At 37.9% G+C, this 18,047-nt stretch carries 27 protein-coding genes and 1 pseudogene; 17 read left to right on the top strand and 11 right to left on the bottom strand.

The window, feature by feature from the left end; translation table 11 throughout:
- Nucleotides 1-28: 28 nt before the first annotated feature.
- Genes I9192_RS07625 through I9192_RS07590 form a run of 8 tightly spaced genes read right to left on the bottom strand, consistent with a single transcriptional unit; the run spans nt 29 to nt 3,298 of the window.
- Nucleotides 29-334: a hypothetical protein gene (locus tag I9192_RS07625; protein WP_120365274.1), complete on the bottom strand. Its 306-nt coding sequence runs from the start codon at nt 332-334 to the stop codon at nt 29-31.
- Nucleotides 331-1,056 (bottom strand): hypothetical protein, encoded by a 726-nt coding sequence (locus tag I9192_RS07620; RefSeq protein WP_200150288.1) that lies wholly within the window; start codon nt 1,054-1,056, stop codon nt 331-333. The genes I9192_RS07625 and I9192_RS07620 overlap by 4 nt, the downstream gene beginning before the upstream one ends.
- Nucleotides 1,053-1,436, bottom strand: coding sequence for a hypothetical protein (locus I9192_RS07615; RefSeq protein ID WP_200150287.1), 384 nt, complete (start codon nt 1,434-1,436; stop codon nt 1,053-1,055). Before I9192_RS07615 ends, I9192_RS07620 begins: the two co-directional genes overlap by 4 nt.
- Entirely contained in the window at nt 1,433-1,942 is a 510-nt protein-coding gene (locus I9192_RS07610; RefSeq protein ID WP_200150286.1) for a hypothetical protein, read from the bottom strand. The genes I9192_RS07615 and I9192_RS07610 overlap by 4 nt, the downstream gene beginning before the upstream one ends.
- On the bottom strand, nt 1,939-2,325 hold the full coding sequence (locus I9192_RS07605) for a zinc-finger-containing protein (RefSeq protein WP_200150285.1): 387 nt from the start codon (nt 2,323-2,325) through the stop codon (nt 1,939-1,941). Before I9192_RS07605 ends, I9192_RS07610 begins: the two co-directional genes overlap by 4 nt.
- The gene (locus I9192_RS07600; RefSeq protein ID WP_200150439.1) at nt 2,322-2,717 is read right to left on the bottom strand and encodes a hypothetical protein; all 396 of its coding nucleotides are present in this window, start codon (nt 2,715-2,717) and stop codon (nt 2,322-2,324) included. Before I9192_RS07600 ends, I9192_RS07605 begins: the two co-directional genes overlap by 4 nt.
- A 2-nt stretch (nt 2,718-2,719) precedes the next feature.
- Nucleotides 2,720-3,046: a hypothetical protein gene (locus I9192_RS07595; protein WP_200150284.1), complete on the bottom strand. Its 327-nt coding sequence runs from the start codon at nt 3,044-3,046 to the stop codon at nt 2,720-2,722.
- A gap of 15 nt (nt 3,047-3,061) precedes the next feature.
- Complete coding sequence (locus I9192_RS07590) at nt 3,062-3,298, bottom strand: transcriptional regulator (protein ID WP_049044776.1); 237 nt, start codon at nt 3,296-3,298, stop codon at nt 3,062-3,064.
- A 1-nt stretch (nt 3,299) separates the two neighbouring features.
- Here I9192_RS07590 and I9192_RS07585 point away from each other — a divergent pair, with 1 nt between their 5' ends.
- From I9192_RS07585 to I9192_RS07520, 14 genes are all read left to right on the top strand, one after another.
- The gene (locus tag I9192_RS07585; protein WP_200150283.1) at nt 3,300-4,097 is read left to right on the top strand and encodes a S24 family peptidase; all 798 of its coding nucleotides are present in this window, start codon (nt 3,300-3,302) and stop codon (nt 4,095-4,097) included.
- Nucleotides 4,098-4,125: 28 nt separating this feature from the next.
- On the top strand, nt 4,126-4,452 hold the full coding sequence (locus I9192_RS07580) for a hypothetical protein (protein WP_200150282.1): 327 nt from the start codon (nt 4,126-4,128) through the stop codon (nt 4,450-4,452).
- Between the two features lie 168 nt (nt 4,453-4,620).
- On the top strand, nt 4,621-4,947 hold the full coding sequence (locus I9192_RS07575; RefSeq protein ID WP_009586839.1) for a hypothetical protein: 327 nt from the start codon (nt 4,621-4,623) through the stop codon (nt 4,945-4,947).
- A 43-nt stretch (nt 4,948-4,990) separates the two neighbouring features.
- On the top strand, nt 4,991-5,800 hold the full coding sequence (locus I9192_RS07570; RefSeq protein WP_200150281.1) for a DUF2303 family protein: 810 nt from the start codon (nt 4,991-4,993) through the stop codon (nt 5,798-5,800).
- Nucleotides 5,801-5,893: 93 nt separating this feature from the next.
- Complete coding sequence (locus tag I9192_RS07565; RefSeq protein WP_200150280.1) at nt 5,894-6,334, top strand: hypothetical protein; 441 nt, start codon at nt 5,894-5,896, stop codon at nt 6,332-6,334.
- Between the two features lies 1 nt (nt 6,335).
- Entirely contained in the window at nt 6,336-7,034 is a 699-nt protein-coding gene (locus I9192_RS07560; RefSeq protein WP_200150279.1) for a DUF1281 family ferredoxin-like fold protein, read from the top strand.
- A 3-nt stretch (nt 7,035-7,037) separates the two neighbouring features.
- Nucleotides 7,038-7,538, top strand: a complete 501-nt coding sequence (locus I9192_RS07555) for a hypothetical protein (RefSeq protein WP_199993764.1) — start codon at nt 7,038-7,040, stop codon at nt 7,536-7,538.
- Nucleotides 7,535-8,524, top strand: coding sequence for a YqaJ viral recombinase family nuclease (locus I9192_RS07550; protein WP_200150278.1), 990 nt, complete (start codon nt 7,535-7,537; stop codon nt 8,522-8,524). Before I9192_RS07555 ends, I9192_RS07550 begins: the two co-directional genes overlap by 4 nt.
- A gap of 11 nt (nt 8,525-8,535) precedes the next feature.
- Nucleotides 8,536-9,546 (top strand): RecT family recombinase, encoded by a 1,011-nt coding sequence (locus I9192_RS07545; RefSeq protein WP_200150277.1) that lies wholly within the window; start codon nt 8,536-8,538, stop codon nt 9,544-9,546.
- Between the two features lie 53 nt (nt 9,547-9,599).
- Nucleotides 9,600-11,105: a 3'-5' exonuclease gene (locus tag I9192_RS07540; RefSeq protein WP_200150276.1), complete on the top strand. Its 1,506-nt coding sequence runs from the start codon at nt 9,600-9,602 to the stop codon at nt 11,103-11,105.
- On the top strand, nt 11,093-11,410 hold the full coding sequence (locus tag I9192_RS07535; protein WP_130112726.1) for a hypothetical protein: 318 nt from the start codon (nt 11,093-11,095) through the stop codon (nt 11,408-11,410). The genes I9192_RS07540 and I9192_RS07535 overlap by 13 nt, the downstream gene beginning before the upstream one ends.
- Before the next feature lie 57 nt (nt 11,411-11,467).
- A complete protein-coding gene (locus I9192_RS07530; protein WP_227567109.1) occupies nt 11,468-12,025 on the top strand; it encodes a hypothetical protein in 558 nt (185 codons plus the stop codon).
- Nucleotides 12,025-12,537: a hypothetical protein gene (locus tag I9192_RS07525; RefSeq protein WP_200150274.1), complete on the top strand. Its 513-nt coding sequence runs from the start codon at nt 12,025-12,027 to the stop codon at nt 12,535-12,537. Before I9192_RS07530 ends, I9192_RS07525 begins: the two co-directional genes overlap by 1 nt.
- Nucleotides 12,537-12,818, top strand: a complete 282-nt coding sequence (locus tag I9192_RS07520; RefSeq protein ID WP_009586842.1) for a pyocin activator PrtN family protein — start codon at nt 12,537-12,539, stop codon at nt 12,816-12,818. Before I9192_RS07525 ends, I9192_RS07520 begins: the two co-directional genes overlap by 1 nt.
- Before the next feature lie 86 nt (nt 12,819-12,904).
- Here I9192_RS07520 and I9192_RS22545 read toward each other — a convergent pair.
- Nucleotides 12,905-12,970 (bottom strand): annotated as a pseudogene (locus I9192_RS22545) (hypothetical protein); the annotation flags it as partial.
- Between the two features lie 83 nt (nt 12,971-13,053).
- On the opposite strand from I9192_RS22545, the gene I9192_RS07515 reads away from it, so the two are divergent.
- From I9192_RS07515 to I9192_RS07505, 3 genes are all read left to right on the top strand, one after another.
- Complete coding sequence (locus I9192_RS07515) at nt 13,054-14,262, top strand: DUF1615 domain-containing protein (RefSeq protein ID WP_004831511.1); 1,209 nt, start codon at nt 13,054-13,056, stop codon at nt 14,260-14,262.
- Nucleotides 14,229-14,876, top strand: a complete 648-nt coding sequence (locus I9192_RS07510; protein WP_005030050.1) for an HAD-IB family hydrolase — start codon at nt 14,229-14,231, stop codon at nt 14,874-14,876. Before I9192_RS07515 ends, I9192_RS07510 begins: the two co-directional genes overlap by 34 nt.
- Before the next feature lie 115 nt (nt 14,877-14,991).
- Complete coding sequence (locus I9192_RS07505) at nt 14,992-15,426, top strand: hypothetical protein (protein ID WP_228289335.1); 435 nt, start codon at nt 14,992-14,994, stop codon at nt 15,424-15,426.
- A gap of 42 nt (nt 15,427-15,468) precedes the next feature.
- On the opposite strand, the gene proB is transcribed toward I9192_RS07505, so the two are convergent.
- Together proB and cgtA are read right to left on the bottom strand one after the other, a co-directional pair.
- A complete protein-coding gene (gene proB, locus I9192_RS07500; protein WP_004831515.1) occupies nt 15,469-16,602 on the bottom strand; it encodes a glutamate 5-kinase in 1,134 nt (377 codons plus the stop codon).
- Between the two features lie 58 nt (nt 16,603-16,660).
- Complete coding sequence (gene cgtA / locus I9192_RS07495) at nt 16,661-17,875, bottom strand: Obg family GTPase CgtA (RefSeq protein ID WP_004831516.1); 1,215 nt, start codon at nt 17,873-17,875, stop codon at nt 16,661-16,663.
- Nucleotides 17,876-18,047 lie beyond the last annotated feature (172 nt).

Raw genomic sequence — 18,047 nt, 5'->3', positions numbered from 1 at the left:
ATGTGAAATGGTTTCTGCACAGTGCACCTCACCACAAATCTTCACTACATAACCCAAGGCGAGAAAATTCCATCTCACCTAAGGCTATTAGCTCTAATTGGTTTGCAGTCCATTCTTGTTGGCCACATTCAACTGCATGTAAAAAAGCTTGTGGTCGTGTATAGAACTTCCCATTTTCACAATAGAAACCCTGATGTGCAGATTTCCCCCATTGATTTTGAATATCTGGTACCAAGCCAAGTGATAGAATAATATTGATACAATCAGCATGGCGATTAGGTTTTGGTAGAGCGACCATAAGATCGCCAGCTTTTACTGCAACTCCAATAATCACGCTGCCCCCTCATATCCAATGGTTTTACCGCTACCACCTAATACCTGGTCGGCAATCCATAATTTACGTAAACGATCTTCAGCTAATTCATGTCCAGCATTTACCCACTCAGCAACTGCTAAAAATTCCTGATAGCAACTGGTATTGATAAATTTAATATCAGCTTCGATAAGGACCTGAATTTGTTCAATGCCAAAATCATTAGGAATATTTTTCTGAGATTCGATTTCTTTAATTATTTCCTGATCCAAACCAAGCCAACCAACCTTTTTCAATCCATAGCCAAGATCAATTTTGCAATCTTTCTTGCCACGTAATAATTCAATATGACTCATGCTTGGCAAATCACGACGAAATTCAATCGTAATCATTGGTTTACTCAAATCTTCAAGATTCATCATGTGAATATCGGCAGATAACTTCCATGCTTCTGGTTGTTCAACATGACCAAGAATTAAAGCAATGGATAGATCCTGATAGTCATATGCACCGATAGTGAAGTGATAAGGCAATGTTTCAGCATTTGCAAAACGAGTAAGTAAAGCTTTTTCACTTAACTTTTTGTCTTCAATGAAGTCACGTACATGAGATGAGATAAATTCCATACTCATTTCATATGTTTCAGAAATATCTTTTTTGTACTGTGATGCTTGTTGCAGTTTTTTTACCTGTGAAGGTAACAACTTATTTGGGTTGTATTTTTTATTGCGTGGTTTTTTCATTTTGAATCTCCCACACTTTCTACATCTGCGATGGCTTGTTCTAAAGCTCTTTTAATTTCGGGTGCTGTATATGGTGAGTTTGCATGTTCTTTAGCTCTAGTTAATCCATAGTAATCCTTAATCAATAACCAGCTATATACCAGACGTTTTAACTCATCAAAAACATAATTATCAGTATTTAATTCTTCAGATGTACAAACTGAACAAGCACAATAATCAGGCATGTATGAGTCAGTTATCATTTCCTGAGAGCTTCCGCCATTTCCACATTCATTGCACAAAAAGAAATACCAAACTTTGTCATTAAGTGGTGGAGCTTTGTTTATAGCTTCAACAGCCTTTTTCCATCCAAATTTCTTAACGAATTCATTTACATTCATGCTGCCACCTTCTTTTTCACATGCTGTGCCCAGCCTTTGCATGGTTTCATGCGCTTACGATCTGTATCAGACGGACTATGCAAATTTTCAATATCTTTATGGCAATAAAAAACTGCATCCGACTCCAAGGCATGACCCAATTCAGATTGAGTAGAAAGACAGTGATTTGCTAAAGTACCGCAGCGATAAGCGCACGATTCACATAGAACATCTTGATTAGGTGCTTTTTGCGCCAAAATCAGCCCATTCAAAGCACCGTGAAAACTTGGTGAAATAAGCTTATCTATTGCGTATGGGTGCATATCGCCAGTGGTGACGAGATGTAAATACAAAGTTTCATCACACGAATGGGCATAATTCACAGCAACATTTAAAACATTGCCAAGTAAATTAAGTAATTCATCATGTGATTTTGCTGAAAACTTATCCTTGATTGCCTGTAAGCGTTCAGCTTCAGGCAATTGGATAATGTCAGTTAGTGCGAGAATTGAGGTGTTATCAATCATGATGTCACCTTCTTGATTTGTTCATTTATGCAAATTGAATAAACTTTTTTGCACTGATCAACATCAAACATCCCAATATGGCAGTCATTTGGATGAATATTCATTACTTCAGCCAAAGCTTTATAGGCTTCCTTGCGCTTCATGTGTCCATCACGCCATAACGGATCAAACACTCGATGTGCTATAGACTTCCATTTTCTAAGTTCAGCATTTGCCAATCGACCAAGTGAGTTTTTAGTACCAGGGTGACAACCAACATAGGCATCACAAGGCACACATTGGTAGAACCATTTATGTGACAGGTCAGGTCTATGAGGGTAAATGGCTGTGCCATCTACCCCATCAGACTCTTTATTGCAGTATGGGCAGATTGGGTTTGTCATGCCACTTCCCCTTTTGCATTCAACGCACTTGCCAAATGCTTGTTTAAATCAGCAGGAAGGCGTTTTTTAGCGTGTAACTCTGCTGACGTGGCTTGGCGAATATCATCTTTAAAAACAGGACCGAAATTTCCCGACTCCAAATTCTTTACTCGGTACATATTTGGTGTGTACATATGATTGACAATTTCTAACAACACATCTTCTGTACCTTCACCAATCAAGACGACCACATCACCAGCACTGAAACCACTATCTTTTACATACGCTTCGTCAGGTGCTATTCCTAGATCAAACTCACGTTTTTCAATTTGCTGAATCAAACAGTGATGGCACTGTTCCCCTTTAAACTCTGGACATTTGCCAGCACACTTATGTTCTGTTAAATTACTCATGTTCATTTACCTGAATGTTGATGAATACTAGAAGCTCGACCTGCAACGTCGGGCTTTTTTAATGCCTGCCAAAAACTTTTCAAATTTCTGCATACATTCTTGAATACGCTTGTAGACGTTGTATTCTTTGATTTTTCTACGTGCTCAGATGATGATTGACCTGTCTCCAGTTCGATCTTTTTATCTATGGCATCTCTTAACCACTTAGCACGATCACTGCCTTGGCTTTCAGCCAAAGTATCAATGATCTCTTGGACTTCCAGCGGTACACGTGTTGACATCGGTGCCAACAGTTTTTTGCTGAATACAAACATTATTTTTGTTTCCATAAGATTTCCTCATTTTCATGCGGTCTTAGTTCTAAATTGGCGAACATATTTCCAGTTAATGTCTGGACGTAATTCTTCAGCTTTGACTTGACCTTGGGTAAATTTTTCAATGTCCTCACATCGGTCTTCTGGAATTTTTTCAATATTCCATTTTGAAACTGCCCAAGGAGTTAAACCGATACCTCTAGCAAGGGCAGCTGAGGAACCTGCAAATTGCACAGCTTTATCAAAAGCCTCATGTGGGGATAACATAATGACACCGTCAAAACTACTTAAAGTAGAACATAATATACTACCTAAAATAGAATTGGTGCAACTAGAATTTGATAGTAAACTTCTACCAAAGGTAGAAATTGAGCCAAAAAAAGTGAATGATGCTAAACACATAGAGTTTGCAAACAGATTGAAAAAGCTGATGGATGCTGATGGATCACCAATAAAATCAGTTAATCAGCTTAAAGATGCGATCAATGTCACTTATGAAATGGCTAGACGCTATACATTAGGTATAGCTAAACCTCGTGAAGATAAGTTGAAAGAATTGGCTGATATATTTTCTGTAGATATTAGTTATTTAGACCATGGCTCAACTCTTGATAACAATGTTGTGCCTATAACTTCAAAATTAATTCCTGTTTTATCATGGGTTCAAGCTGGATCAATGACATCAGTAGAAGCTATTAATCCATTAGAAATTGCTGAATGGTTGCCACCGTTAAGTGTTGATGATCCTGATGGTTGTTTCTATCTAAAAGTTGTTGGAATTAGCAATTATCCTACCTATATGGAAGGTGATTGTATTTTAGTCAACCCTAAGTTTCAGGTTTGCGATCTAATTTCAGGGGATTTAATTGTTATTAGAAATAATACTGATGCAACTTTTAAAAAATTAGTCATTGAAAGTGACGAGCGAAAGTATTTACAAGCTCTTAATCCAAACTTTCATCCTAACATCATTGAATTTGAAGAAGGTATGGAATTAGTAGGACTTGTAATTGATGCATTTAGACCATTAGGCGGATCACGACCTAAAAGAGTAAGAAGAAGTTAAAACTATATTTGAAAAATAGGTATCTAAAATGCATGATTTTATCTATGGATTGGGAATTATTAGCATAATAATTATAGTTTTATATATAGTTTTTTGGCTTGATCGTCGCAACAAACCAAGTGATTTTGACTTAGTCAGAAATCATCTACAAAGCATTACTCATCCAAATCTAACGGTTAAAGGCTATGGTAATTACTATATTGAATATGTGATTAGAGGTTATCAAACTTTTGAATACTTTAAATTTTCTAGCCAATATGAACAAAACTTAAAAATAATGAAAAATGACCCATCAATAAAAATACTAAAGCATGGTTTGAGTGCATACAAAGCATGGGAAAAATGGAAATTTTAATTTGATTGAGCTAACTATATTTAAATTCAACCTGCCTATGTGCAGGTTTTCTTTTATCCAATAATTCAAAAACTACTTAAAGTAGAAATTATTTTCTATTTTCTATTGACAATATTTCTACTTAAAGTAGTATTTAAATCACCAACAACAACCAAACCTGGTGAAAAAATGAAACCTACTGACCACAATCAGTTTATTGATGACATCGATGGCGGTGTCTTTGCTCAACAGCTTGGCTACGCAATTAGTGAAGTAGCTTCAGCAGTCGTTGATAACAACAAAGCTGGTGAAATCACCATCAAGCTCAAATTAACAAAAGGCGTTGGTTCTGACAACGTAACAATTGAGCACAAATTAACCTCCATTGCCCCTTTAAAAGATGGTCGGAAACTTGAAGATCATGGTGCAAAAACACCTATGTTCGTCAACAAACATGGTGATGTAAGCCTGTTTGCTAACCACACGGCTCAAATCTTCGATCAAGAAGAAGTTTAAAACCCTCCCCTTAACCAATTAAATATTCCATAAGGAAAAAATCATGTCATTAGAAAAAAGTGAAGTAGCTGCAGTTGTTGAACATTGTGCACCAGTAATGGATTTAGAGCGTGGTGGTCTACAGGCTGTGCATGAGAACTTTAAAGTTGTTGATGCAGAAAAGTATCAAAATGGGCGCAACCGCATCCGTGGCATTTTTGCAACACCAATCTTTGAAGATTTTGCTCAATACATTGCTGATGCACCAACAACTGGATCAGTACCAGTATTCGTTTCTCGTGATGATGTTAAAGCTGTTGCTGTATTGAATTATAGCGAAAAAGGCTTTGACCAAGGTCATTGCGACCACACGGCAACATTACAACTTGATCCAACTGTTGTTTGGAAAAAGTTAAATCAACTTAAAGATACGAAACTTGATCAAAAACGTTTTGCAACCTTCCTTGAAGATTGGGCAAGCGTATTGTCTGCAGTTGATGCAGATGAAAATCAAATCAGTATCAAAGAAGCAATTGTTGCTGTTCGTAATATGAAAGTCGATATCAACACTTCAAATGAAGCGGAAGTAGAAAATACTCGTGAAGTGCGTACTGCTTATGCCGATATTGCTGCAAAAGCTAAAAAAGGCCAATTACCAGCAAAATTCAAAATTCTTGATACAGCGTATGTCGGTTTAGATGAAAAAAAAATCGAATTACGCCTAATTGTGAATGGCGGTAGCGGTGAGCCTATTTTCGCTATTCAAATTGTCAAAGAAGAAATCTTGGTAAATGAGATTATCCAGGAATTTAAGCAAAAAGTAATTGATTTACTTCCTGAACAACAAGTTTTGATTGGTACCTTTTCAGCTTAAAACTAAAAATTAGGCAATAAAAAGCCCCGAAGTTTTGATCGAGGACGGGGCTTCTTTTAGGGGTATAGCAATCGCTATAGGGGGATTATGAACATGGTTTCATTAAATTTCAAATCTATTTTGTTGGGTTTAGGTGGTGCAGTAGCAATGACAGCAGTTTTAGCGTCTGTGCAAATGTATCAACCAGCAAAGCTGCCAGTTGAAGAACAGCAGCCAATCACAGTCGCATCAGACATCTACAAAGTAGATGAACTTGATTTAGGACCATATAACGACTGTCAACATGACTGTCATGCAACTTTATTAACAGCAAATGACCGGTATTACATTGAAGTGAATTTCGACTATTCAGGTTTTGATGCAGGTAATGGCATAAACCAGATGATAGGCATTCAAATTGATCGTTTAGAACCTGAGAAAGTTGGTGATGAAGATGGTGAGATCAACGCATATCTTGATCGTATCGAACTTTCCAAAATTAATGATGCTTTGGAAGATTCAATCTCAAAGAAATTAGAAAAAATAGGAGGCTGATATGCCAAATCATGTAACCAATAAGATTGTCATTCATTCTCCTAATGCTGAACAAGTATTAGCATTTGTTAAAAGTGAAAAATCTGATTTCGATTTTAATAACTTAATTCCAATGCCTGAATCATTAGGTATTGAAGAAAGTAGTACAAAAGATGCAGCTTTTGTTTATGTCTTAACGGATGGCTATAAAAACGAGGAACATTTCTCTGCCCCATTCCGTCATCGTAAATATTTTGGATCAGTTTTTAATGATTTTTCTTCATGGGAATCTGAACTAAAAAGCTCAAAAGTAGATTTTGAGCGAATCAAAGACAATAAAGATAGCCTTAATCAATTTATAGAACTTGGGAAAACAGTTCTCGAAAATTACAACAAATATGGTTGTTCTTCATGGTATCAGTGGTGCGTAAAAAATTGGAATACTAAATGGAATGCATACCAAGTAGTTGTTAATGGCAACGCTATTGAATTCGATACTGCTTGGTCTGCCCCATTGCCTGTTACGGATATTCTAATCAAAAAATTCAACCTCACTTGTACATATAAAGCTTATGACGAAGGTGGAAACTTCTGGTTCATCAAAGAGTACAAAGATGGTGAGTTAGTTAATGATCGTTATTCAGTTAAAGAAGATATGAAGCCTTTAGCGTTGGAATTAAAGGCTTGGGATTTAGATTCTGAAGAATGGAATGAGGAATAAGTCATGAGCTATACAACTATACTAGCTGTTTATCCTGGCGAAAAGGTCGAGGAACTATTTGAACTCGGTAATGCTTGGGGTTCGGCTCCAGTGATTTGGGAAGCAATGGCACAAAAATATTTAAATAAAGGTGCTTTCGGGGCGGGCGATGAACTATGGGGTTTGTGGAAAGATCAAAATATTCCTTTACTCCATAGAACTGTTCATCTCATTACTTTTGATCGCGCTTTCATTTCAAAAAAAGATTTTAAACAGGCAGCACAAGATATACGTGCCTTTCTCAAAGATTTCCCTCAGCCTGAAAATCATATCAACCATTGGTTTTCCATTGCTGATTATTTAGAGGCTGATCCTAATGTACCTGCAATTGGATTCCATATGACTTCCGTTTCTGAAAATCCATTTCATGGTGATTGGAATGAAGAAGATGAAACCTATGATCCTCCAAAATGGTCTAAATGCTACAGCGTTTATGACGAAATTAATGGGAGTGTTGAAGCATGAATACTCAAGTCAATCGTGACCAATTCCTTGCAAACCGTAAAAAAGGTATTGGTGGTTCAGACGTTGCTGCAATCCTTGGTTTCAGCCCATACAAATCACCATACCAATTGTGGTTAGACAAAACTGGTCGCAGTGAACGTAAAGAATCACAAAATGAGTCTGCCCATTTCGGCAACTTACTTGAAGACGTTGTTGCAAAAGAGTTTTCACGTCGCTCAGGTATGAAAGTTCAACGTGTTACTCAGCAATTAACTCTTGAAAACATCGGAGAGTCTTGGGCTATCGGTAACATTGACCGTGCTGTTGTAAATCCTGAAATCGCTGGTCGTGTTTATTTCGATAAAGATGGCAAGTTGACCACCGACCAAGGTTTGGAATGTAAAACGGCTTCTGAATATCTTTCTAAATTATTCGGTGAAGAAGGTTCAGACCAAATTCCAGACTATTACCTTACTCAATGTCTTTGGTACATGAAGCTTACAGGCTTCCAAGTATGGCACCTTGCCGTGCTTATCGGTGGTAATAAGTTCCGCATGTATCGAATTGAACGTGACGAGGACTTGATCGAGTCAATCTTTAAGCAGGTCAAGGCATTTTGGTTCAACCATGTCATTGCTGATGTGCCTCCCGATCCTACTTGTTTTGATGATGTTTTACATCGTTGGTCAAATCATGTTGTGGGTAAACAAGTCGAAGCTGATTTTGAACATATCAAGCTCGCTGAAGAACTTATCACTGTTCAAGGTCGCCAAAAAGCGGACAAGGCTCGTGAAGATGAAATCAAGTTAAAGATTGTCTCCACGATGCAGGATGCTGAAATGATGATTAGCCAAGGCAAGTCCATCTGCACCTACAAAGAACAATCTTCTACTCGTATCGACAGTACGCTGTTGAAAAAAGAAGAACCTGATTTATTTGCGAAATATAGCAAAACCTCCAGCACCCGAGTTTTCCGTATTTCAAACAAATTTAAAGAAACAGTTTAAGGAATTTTATTATGAACGCATTAACAACCCCACAAAATGGTCAGATTGCCCACTTAACTGCTTTTGACATCATGATGAATCCTGAAATTATGGATCGTTTTGAGCGCATTGCAAGTGTCATGGCTTCATCAAAATTTGCAGTGCCGAAACATCTTCAGGGTAATACTGGAGATTGTTTAGCCATCATTATGCAATCAGCACAGTGGCAAATGGACCCTTTTGCTGTAGCTCAAAAAACTCATCAAATTAATGGTGTATTAGGGTATGAAGCGCAACTTGTGAATGCTGTGATTACCAATCGTGCACCTATCACAGGTCGTTTAAATTTTGAATGGTATGGCGATTGGGCAAAGATCAACGGCAAGGAAGATAAATCATGGGATAAAGGCATTAAAGTTTGGGCAACATTAAAGGGTGAAACTTCTCCACGTGAAATTGATATTTCTATGGGACAAGTAGGCTCAGTACGCAATTCACCTTTATGGGTAAGTGATCCACGCCAACAACTTGCGTATCTTGCTATTAAACGCTGGTCACGCTTATATACACCCGATGTAATTCTAGGTGTTTATACCCCAGATGAGATTGCTGAACGTGAAGAACTTGATGTTACCCCAGCTCAATCAATGGTAAAAAAACATCAAGGTTCGAGTGGGCTTAAAGCTCAGATGGCTGAACGTGAACAATCACAAGAAACTGTCATAGATATGGCTCCTATTTTTGATGTTGAAGGGCTCATTAATCAAATTAATGCTCTAAGCACAATTGAGGAATTAAAGGCTTTAGCTAAAACAATTCCTGCCGATCTTGGCGAACCTGCAAAAACAAATATTTCTACTGCGTATGCCAACCGTAAAAATTATGTGCAATTACTGGTTGATTTGGATGGTGCCGATACCATCGAGTTAATCAATTCAATTATGGCTGAACGTTTTGAACCTAATACAAGTTCAATGAGTGATGAGCAAATTGATGAAGTTAGCGCACTATTTGAACGTAAATCAGCAGAACTTACACCTTAACTAATGGCATGTGGTGCCCTTATATATGAGGGTACCAATAGTGAGATAGAAATATGAATCCAACTATTGAACAACAACATGCTATTGATATGGCATTACATGGTCAGTCTTGTAAAGTGACCGCATACGCTGGTGCTGGTAAGACCTCTACCCTTAAACTGATTGGTAATGCAAAGCATCACCAACATGGAATGTATTTGGCATTTAACAAGGCTATTGCAACAGAAGCTCAGTCTAAATTTAACCATAATGTTAAGTGCAAAACATTTCACAGCCTAGCTTATAACTCTGTTCCACGCTGGCTGACCAATAAATTAAAAAATCGTCGCTTGATGTCAAACCAATTGGCATCTCGCCATGATCTTGAAAATTATCAAGTACCAGTGGCATTGGTTAAACAACGTGGTGAGGATGACCAGAAGCGTTTATTTAATTCAAAACGTATGGCCACATCTATGATGAATGCCGTTGGTTATTTCTGCCGTTCTAATTACAGCGAAATTCAACTATCACAAGTTTACGCAGCGTTACCTGATTGGATGGATGACACATACCGTGCTGAATTGGCAAATATCCTTTTACCTAAGGCACATGATTACTGGAATGACATTTTAAATCCTGCTGGCATTAACCGCCTCGAACATGACCATTACCTAAAATATTGGGCATTGAGCAATCCAGTGATTAATGCTGACTTTATTTTATTTGATGAAGCACAAGATGCTGATCCAATCATGTTAAATGTCTTGAGTAAGCAACGTGCTCAGGTAATTTATGTGGGTGATCGTCACCAGCAAATCTATGCGTTTCGTGGTGCTGTCAATGCGATGCAATCCCTAGATATTGCTGAAACACGTTTGAGTCAATCATTTCGTTTTGGTGAAAACATTGCTGATCTAGCGAATGTAATTTTGTTCAATGTTTTGGATGAAGAAATTCCTTTACGTGGCTTTGAACAGATTGATTCACAGGTTAATGAAATTAGTGATGAAATTGCCGATGCTTTTATTTATCGCACCAATGCAGCTGCCCTTTCCAATATGGTTGAGCTGGTAAAAATTGGACGTGAACCACGCTTGGAAGTTGATTCAGGTTCTTTATTAAAAAATATTGAAGATGCCAAAAAAGTTAAATCGGGAATAAAAGTCCATGATGGAAGTGTATTTGAAGGCTTTAGCAATTGGGAAGAAGTCACCGAATATACCGAAGAAGTCACTGGAAATGACTTAAAACCTTTGGTTAGCCTGATCAACAAAGTTGGTGAAAATTCCTTAATTGAAGCTTTACTCAAAAGCAATTCCAGCGATTATGACTGCATTGTGACCACAGCTCATAAATCCAAAGGACTGGAATTTAACAAAGTCAAACTTGGTGGTGACTTTTTCTATAAAGAATCAATTGAACCAGGTGAAAAAGTATTAACTGATGACGAAGCACGCCTACTTTATGTTGCTGCTACTCGTGCCAAAAAACAGTTAGATATTTCTGCTTTGAATCCACTATTTAAAGCTATCGGATATAACGCCCAAGCTGAGGTAAATGCCTTATGCGTCCAATAGTAAAACAAAAAAACTTCTTAGGCTTCAAAATCTGGTTAGAAAAACTGGGGTATGAAGTGAAGCAGTTAGATGGTGGTTTTGTGGCACGAGCAAAAAGTCGAGAAGCACAACGAGCATATAAAAAGTCACATCATTATGTGCGTGTTGGCTCAGACCTTTCAGGTAATCAAGCAGCTTATGAGCTTGGGGCTGAATTTGAAAACCATCTTCGAGCACCTGAACAGACTTGTACAGCAAAAGCAGAAAAGGAAATTCTGCATATTGTTAAAGGTGAATCACATGGAATGGGTTATCTGGTGGCTTGAAATTATGTTGGTAGTGAACGGATTTGTATTTATTAACTTTGAATTATGGTGGCTGTGATGCAAACAAATGTAAATTTTGATTTAGAAACTGAGCTTAAAGCACATCTTAATTATTTTATTCAGGCAAATAACTTGCCAGCCGACTTTATATTAAAACAAAACCCTCAAATAGATCGAGAGTTTGAAGTAAGCGAAAAATCTTGGATTGCACGTGCAACACCAAAGGTACCAGCAAAAGTGATTGTAAAGGCATCTGTTCGATATTGGGAAGATTCTACAATTAATGGTGTTGAAGATACTGATAGTGGTGACAGAACACCTTGTAAAAATGGTGATTTATGGTGTCCAGTCATTAACGTGGTTACTGGAATTATTGAGAATTGGGAAATTGGGAAAACTGCCAGTATCCACTTTAAAGTAGCTGATGGCTGTGGTTGGGAGTTAGTAGATTCAATTGGTAATACCATTAAATCCCAAGAAGATGGATATGTCCCTAGAACTCTGTGCCCTGCTGAAAATGGTTATGGCGATTACATCATTATGAATATTGATGAAAAAGGTCAAATTGAAAAATGGCGTTTTGATATTGATGATTTTCAGGAGGATGATGAGTAATGGATATTAATAAAGAACGAAAAGCTTTTGAAAAATTACCTGAGATTAATGCGATTCTTCATAACTCTGAGTTTGGATTCAATGAAGATATAAATCAGTATTATCACCCCAACCATACTGAACATAGATTGAACTATGCATTTCTTATGGGGGCTTGGTTAGTATGGCAAGCCAAAGCTACCCCTGAAGGGTTTATTTTGGTACCAACAAGTAAGGTTAAATACTTTAGCAATGATGGTGAAAATTATGAAATTCATAACACCATAGAAGAGGCAAAAAAGGAAGCTGAGTCTGCAATTGAGTGGTTCTCTGAACAATTAGCTGATCAGCAATTAAATCCTGAATGTGATGGAAACTTCCACCAAGTTGGCTACGGCATAATATTGGGAGAGTCAGGTTATTCAATTGATCATGTTGTCACACAGGAAGATGTAGACAAAGGTGATTACTCATACGAAGTGGGAACACAGATCATGTCATTGTTTTTGGTAGAGCCACAGGAGAATGCGTAATGGGAGTAGCTATCAATCGAAATGACCAAATCGACACATCAATGATGTTGATTCTGCGTTATAAAAGACCTGTTGTTGCCTTAAAAGATATTGTTGAAGATTACATGCCACATTTAGATATGGCAGCTGCAAAACAACGAGCAGCTAAATGTAAACTACCTTTCCCAGCATTTAAGGTAGATGGCAACAAATCTGAATACTTTGTAAACTTAACGGATGTTGCAGTTTGGTTGGATTCACTGCAAAAAGAGTCTCAGAGAAATTGGAGTGAGGTGAATTGATTTCACCTCATTTTTTTACGCCAATTCTACGCCATACGCCACACAAAAAACACTAAGATATTGATTCAACATTATTATTATAAATAGTCTAACCCACCTGCCATAGGGGCAACAATTAAATTATTTGACAGTTGATAGGGACCAATATACATATATATTCATACATTTTTAGACCTTCATAGTATACTGCATCTGCCATAGTGGCTCATCATTTTCTGAGTATGTTTTCTGCGATATGAAAAAATTAGTTCGACATCACGCTTTTATTAAATCTTTCAGCGTGTTAGCTCTTTCTTTAAGTCTAATTGCTTGTGGTAAAGGTTCATGGTTTGCCAATGAAGATGATGAGCAGTTAAAACAGGAACAAATTAAAAAGCTGATTCCAAATCGTGTTAGCCAACGTGACTCTTGGGCAAAAGATATTTTTGATATTTCAAACGAATTAAAAATTCCGACCAACAAAGAAAATGTCTGCACCATTATCGCTGTCGTCGATCAAGAGTCGAACTTCGTTGCCAACCCTGTAGTTCCAGGTCTAGGTGATAAAGCAGTCAAAGAAGTGACCACTCGACTCAATGAAAAATTTGAAGATAAATTAGGTTCAACCATTGGTGGTACAGTCGCATCTTACTTTGAAAATGTTTTAAAAAATCAGCCATCACCTGATGATAATTATTTAAAACAAATGAGTCGTGTGCGTACAGAAAAAGATTTGGATGTGCTTTATCGTGAAATATTTGACTATATGGCAAAGCATTATCATGTCAGTGCACTTACTGGTGCTGCCAAATTCGTGGGTCAAGATATTGCCGAAAAAATGAACCCGATCACTACACTAGGATCTATGCAAGTACATATCAATTATGCCAAAGCACACAAGCGCAGCAGCATGAATGTTAATGAGTTACGTGACGATCTTTATACGGAATTTGGTGGTTTGTATTACGGGATTCACCGCTTGATGATGTATCCTGCAAACTATGACAAGCCTATCTATCGTTTTGCAGACTACAATTCAGGGATGTACTCTAGTCGTAATGCTGCCTTTCAAAAAATGATTGATAAGTTGACTAAAGCCGATTTGGCACTGGATGGTGACCTTTTATCTTATGATAAAAATGGTGATCCTCGCCCTGCCATCACAGATACAGAAAAAGCACTGACTGCATTATTTGCTCAAAATAATATTCTAGTGACACCAAGACAGCTTCGTAATGACCTCAAGCAAGAGAAAGAACAAGATTTTGAAAAAACCCAAACCTATATCGCTGTTTCTAAACTATATAAAAATCAAACAGGCAAAGAACCAATATATGCCATAATGCCTGAAGTCATTATTTCTGGACCAAAATTGAGTCGTGACTACAACACAAATTGGTATGCGAGCCGCGTAAACGGACGATATGAAACATGTATGCACCGAGCAAAACGTATAAAAATTTAGCTTTATTTGATTTTGATGGAACCCTGTGTAAAAAAGACAGTTTTACAGGGTTCATTTTCTATGCTCTATCCAAAAGACATATTGTCAAACAAGGCATCAAAATCTTGCCGTGGATTCAAGCCTATTATTTAAATATCTACCCAGCTCATGCGATGCGTATAAAGTTGTTTAACGCCATGTTTAAGCATGCTGATGCCAATGAGATTTTAGATATCGCCGATGAATATGCTTATCGTCTCATGGGACAATTAGATCCCACCCTTTATCAACAATTGCTCAAACACCAAAACAATGGTGATGATGTCGTTTTAGTCTCTGCTTCTGTCGACATTTATTTAGAGGTCATTTGCCAATTATTAAAAATTGATTTGATTTGTACTGAGACTGAGATTCTTGAGGGAAAATTTACAGGTCATTATGCGACACCAGATTGTAGTTGTGAACAAAAACGTTTGAGAGTTTTAGAAAAATACAATTTAGCGCATTATCAAAAAGTCTTTGCTTATGGAAATAGTGAAGAGGATCTCGACATGCTCAATTTAGCTGATTTTAAATATATGGTTGGTAAAGATCAGTTGCTCCCAAACATTGAAGATGAAAAGAAATTAGCTTGAAAGCTAATATTTTAAATGTGAGCTCATTATGTCGTATATTTATGTCATCACATCATTGACGCAATTCTATCGCTACATTCAGCCTGAATTAGAAAAATATAACATTGAAATGATGATGGAGTACTTTGATTCCAATCAGCAAATTCAAATCAAAGTGATCACAACTGAAAATCTAAAAATACAACTTTTGGAGTATGATCATCAAAATCTGGGCTTCTATTTTTTAGATAAAGAACAAAAAATCAATAAACACCAAATCTATGATGATGAATATTGTATTTACGCTATTGAAGGACAAGGTGGAAGAGAAACTGAGAATGCTCTAGAAAAAATAACCTTAAGAGTAATTTCAAAAACACCTGATAAAAATATAAAACGCTTTTTTAGTGCGATTAAACGCAAATTAAATCAAGATGAGAATTTTGCCCAAGGCATACAAGGTGGTTCTCGCTTACACCAACAGCATTATTATTTAAAATCGTATGTAGGGGAAAAAGTATTTAAATCAGATTTTTATAATGATAAAGCTCCAGCATTAATACCCAAATAAAAACCCCGCCTTAGCGAGGTCTTATCTGTAAAACTTTAGAAATCAATAAATCGACATATGGTTACGATGTATCATTTCCAACGAACGTGCTTCACCTAATACTTGGTAAACCTTGTCAGAAGCCAGACCTTTGACAATTTCAGCAGAACGAGAACTGAAATTTACTCGCCCAACCGCAACTCGATGACCATGTTGGTCGACACACTCAACCACATCACCACGCTCAAAATGCCCTTCAACCGCTTTTACACCAACAGGCAATAAACTACGGTGATTTTCTTTAATGGCTTTAACAGCACCATCATCTAGCACCAAACGCCCTGCTGTTTGTAAATGCGCAGCAAGCCACTGTTGATGAGCTGTTAGGCGATCATCATCGGTGATAAACAGTGTACCCAGTAATTCACCCGCCATTAAACGCGCCAATACATGGTCACTCTCACCACTTGCGATCAGCGTTGGACAGCCTGACTTCGCTGCCAAACGAGCAGCACGAACTTTGGTCAACATACCACCACGACCAAACTTACCGCCACCGCCAGCCATATCAAATAAAGTTTCATCCATTGCGCGAACGGTATGGAACAATTTTGCATTGGGATTGGAACGAGGGTCTGAATCAAACATACCTTGCTGATCAGTCAAAATAATCAGTAAATCTGCATGCACTTGACCCGCAACCATAGCAGCAAGCGTGTCATTGTCACCAAAACGAATTTCGTCGGTGGATACCGTATCATTTTCATTAATGACAGGAATTACCTTCCAATCAATTAGATTCTGCAAGGCATCACATGAGTTTAAGTAACGGCGACGATCTGCAAGATCATCGTGTGTTAACAAGACTTGTGCTGTTTGAATCGAATGTTTCTCTAATACACTTGACCAAGTATGGATTAAGCCCATTTGCCCAATGGCAGCACAAGCTTGTAGACTGGGTAGATCGGTGGGTCGATTCTCTAGCTTCATGCGAACCATCCCTTCAGCCACAGCACCAGAAGACACCAGAATAATCTCATGTCCGGCATTGTGTAGATCTGCAATTTGTTTCGCCCAATGCGAAATTGCATCCAAATCTAAACCTTGCCCATTTGCTGTGAGTAAAGATGATCCGATTTTAACAACGATACGTTTTAAAGCCTTGAGCTGACGTTGCCCATCTACTACTTCTATCATCTTATCCTCGGTCTTTCTTTTCTAAGCGGATACCCGAATATTTGGATATCTTTAGAAATTAGCGTACGTAGTACACTTCCATTTCGCCATCGTCACCATCGTCGTCTTCATCATCATCACCCAAAATACCAGCAAGACGTTGTTGACGGCGCATTTCACGATAAGCTTCTTTTGCAGCAATCGTTTGTTCACGTGTTTCAGCTTCAAGCTGATCACGGAATGCTTTCATTTTCGCTGCATACTCTGGATCTTCTTCTTCCAACTCACGTTGTTGTTCGATTTGATCCATGAGGTAATACACAACAGGTTTTGTTCCCTCTTCAAGCAAGCCTGAAGTTTTAAATACAGGACCATCCCATTGTAATTCTTCAAGAATATGATTACACCATTCTTCTTGAGTATCATCATTTAATTGATCAAGTTTGTTTAAAACAAGCACAATCGGTAATTGAGCCAAAGTTGGCGAGAATTTTTTCAATTCTTCCATAATGGCTTTGGCATTGTATGCCGGGTCTGAACCATCAATCGGTTGCACATCAACAATATGCAAAAGAATACGCGTTCGCGCCAAATGTTTAAGGAAACGAATACCGAGACCCGCACCTTCAGCAGCGCCTTCAATCAGCCCAGGAATATCCGCCATTACAAATGAACGATGACGATCCGCATCAACCACACCTAAGTTGGGAACCATCGTGGTAAATGGGTAATCCGCTACTTTAGGTTTTGCTGCGGAAACAGCACGAATAAAGGTTGATTTACCTGCATTCGGCATCCCCAATAAACCGACATCAGCGAGAACTTTAAGCTCAAGGCGAATCTCACGATACTCACCTTTGATCCCATGTGTACATTTACGTGGAGAACGGTTGGTCGATGATTTAAAATGGGTATTGCCCAAACCACCATCACCACCGTGTGCAACTAAAACTTTTTGACCATCTTCAACAAGGTCACCAATAATATCGCCAGACTCTGTATCTACAATGGTGGTTCCCACAGGAACTTTCAGAACAACTGATTCACCACCACGACCAGCACAGTTTGCGCCAGCACCGTTTTTACCACGTTCAGCGCGAAATTTACGGGTATAACGATAATCGACTAAGGTACTGGTATCGTCGTCAGCTTGAATATATACGCTGCCACCACGACCACCATCCCCACCATCTGGACCACCAAATGGTACAAATTTTTCACGGCGAAAACTGGCTACGCCATTGCCACCGTCGCCAGCCTCTACGGTAATGACTGCTTCATCAACAAAGCGCATGCTGCCAATCCTCTAAAATCTTTAAAACCGCATATTCTGCCATATTTTGAAAAATTTCTCGAATAGTATTATTCAACTGAGCATGAATTTTGTTAAACATTTTTTATAATTCATCCAATAAAACTGCCTTTGCTGATATTTTGATTGTTTTTCAGTCAGATATTTTTTTATA

This window comes from Acinetobacter bereziniae, assembly GCF_016576965.1.
GTDB classification, from domain to species: domain Bacteria; phylum Pseudomonadota; class Gammaproteobacteria; order Pseudomonadales; family Moraxellaceae; genus Acinetobacter; species Acinetobacter bereziniae.
This window is presented reverse-complemented; position numbering and strand designations above follow the sequence as displayed.

Coding starts and splice junctions, on each gene's coding strand:
- I9192_RS07620 (WP_200150288.1), bottom strand. CDS start 1,056: ATGAAAAAACCACGCAATAAAAAATACAACCCAAATAAGTTGTTACCT.
- I9192_RS07615 (WP_200150287.1), bottom strand. CDS start 1,436: ATGAATGTAAATGAATTCGTTAAGAAATTTGGATGGAAAAAGGCTGTT.
- I9192_RS07610 (WP_200150286.1), bottom strand. CDS start 1,942: ATGATTGATAACACCTCAATTCTCGCACTAACTGACATTATCCAATTG.
- I9192_RS07605 (WP_200150285.1), bottom strand. CDS start 2,325: ATGACAAACCCAATCTGCCCATACTGCAATAAAGAGTCTGATGGGGTA.
- I9192_RS07600 (WP_200150439.1), bottom strand. CDS start 2,717: ATGAGTAATTTAACAGAACATAAGTGTGCTGGCAAATGTCCAGAGTTT.
- I9192_RS07595 (WP_200150284.1), bottom strand. CDS start 3,046: ATGGAAACAAAAATAATGTTTGTATTCAGCAAAAAACTGTTGGCACCG.
- I9192_RS07590 (WP_049044776.1), bottom strand. CDS start 3,298: ATGTTATCCCCACATGAGGCTTTTGATAAAGCTGTGCAATTTGCAGGT.
- I9192_RS07585 (WP_200150283.1), top strand. CDS start 3,300: ATGACACCGTCAAAACTACTTAAAGTAGAACATAATATACTACCTAAA.
- I9192_RS07580 (WP_200150282.1), top strand. CDS start 4,126: ATGCATGATTTTATCTATGGATTGGGAATTATTAGCATAATAATTATA.
- I9192_RS07575 (WP_009586839.1), top strand. CDS start 4,621: ATGAAACCTACTGACCACAATCAGTTTATTGATGACATCGATGGCGGT.
- I9192_RS07570 (WP_200150281.1), top strand. CDS start 4,991: ATGTCATTAGAAAAAAGTGAAGTAGCTGCAGTTGTTGAACATTGTGCA.
- I9192_RS07565 (WP_200150280.1), top strand. CDS start 5,894: ATGGTTTCATTAAATTTCAAATCTATTTTGTTGGGTTTAGGTGGTGCA.
- I9192_RS07560 (WP_200150279.1), top strand. CDS start 6,336: ATGCCAAATCATGTAACCAATAAGATTGTCATTCATTCTCCTAATGCT.
- I9192_RS07555 (WP_199993764.1), top strand. CDS start 7,038: ATGAGCTATACAACTATACTAGCTGTTTATCCTGGCGAAAAGGTCGAG.
- I9192_RS07550 (WP_200150278.1), top strand. CDS start 7,535: ATGAATACTCAAGTCAATCGTGACCAATTCCTTGCAAACCGTAAAAAA.
- I9192_RS07545 (WP_200150277.1), top strand. CDS start 8,536: ATGAACGCATTAACAACCCCACAAAATGGTCAGATTGCCCACTTAACT.
- I9192_RS07540 (WP_200150276.1), top strand. CDS start 9,600: ATGAATCCAACTATTGAACAACAACATGCTATTGATATGGCATTACAT.
- I9192_RS07535 (WP_130112726.1), top strand. CDS start 11,093: ATGCGTCCAATAGTAAAACAAAAAAACTTCTTAGGCTTCAAAATCTGG.
- I9192_RS07530 (WP_227567109.1), top strand. CDS start 11,468: ATGCAAACAAATGTAAATTTTGATTTAGAAACTGAGCTTAAAGCACAT.
- I9192_RS07525 (WP_200150274.1), top strand. CDS start 12,025: ATGGATATTAATAAAGAACGAAAAGCTTTTGAAAAATTACCTGAGATT.
- I9192_RS07520 (WP_009586842.1), top strand. CDS start 12,537: ATGGGAGTAGCTATCAATCGAAATGACCAAATCGACACATCAATGATG.
- I9192_RS07515 (WP_004831511.1), top strand. CDS start 13,054: ATGAAAAAATTAGTTCGACATCACGCTTTTATTAAATCTTTCAGCGTG.
- I9192_RS07510 (WP_005030050.1), top strand. CDS start 14,229: ATGTATGCACCGAGCAAAACGTATAAAAATTTAGCTTTATTTGATTTT.
- I9192_RS07505 (WP_228289335.1), top strand. CDS start 14,992: ATGGAGTACTTTGATTCCAATCAGCAAATTCAAATCAAAGTGATCACA.
- proB (WP_004831515.1), bottom strand. CDS start 16,602: ATGATAGAAGTAGTAGATGGGCAACGTCAGCTCAAGGCTTTAAAACGT.
- cgtA (WP_004831516.1), bottom strand. CDS start 17,875: ATGCGCTTTGTTGATGAAGCAGTCATTACCGTAGAGGCTGGCGACGGT.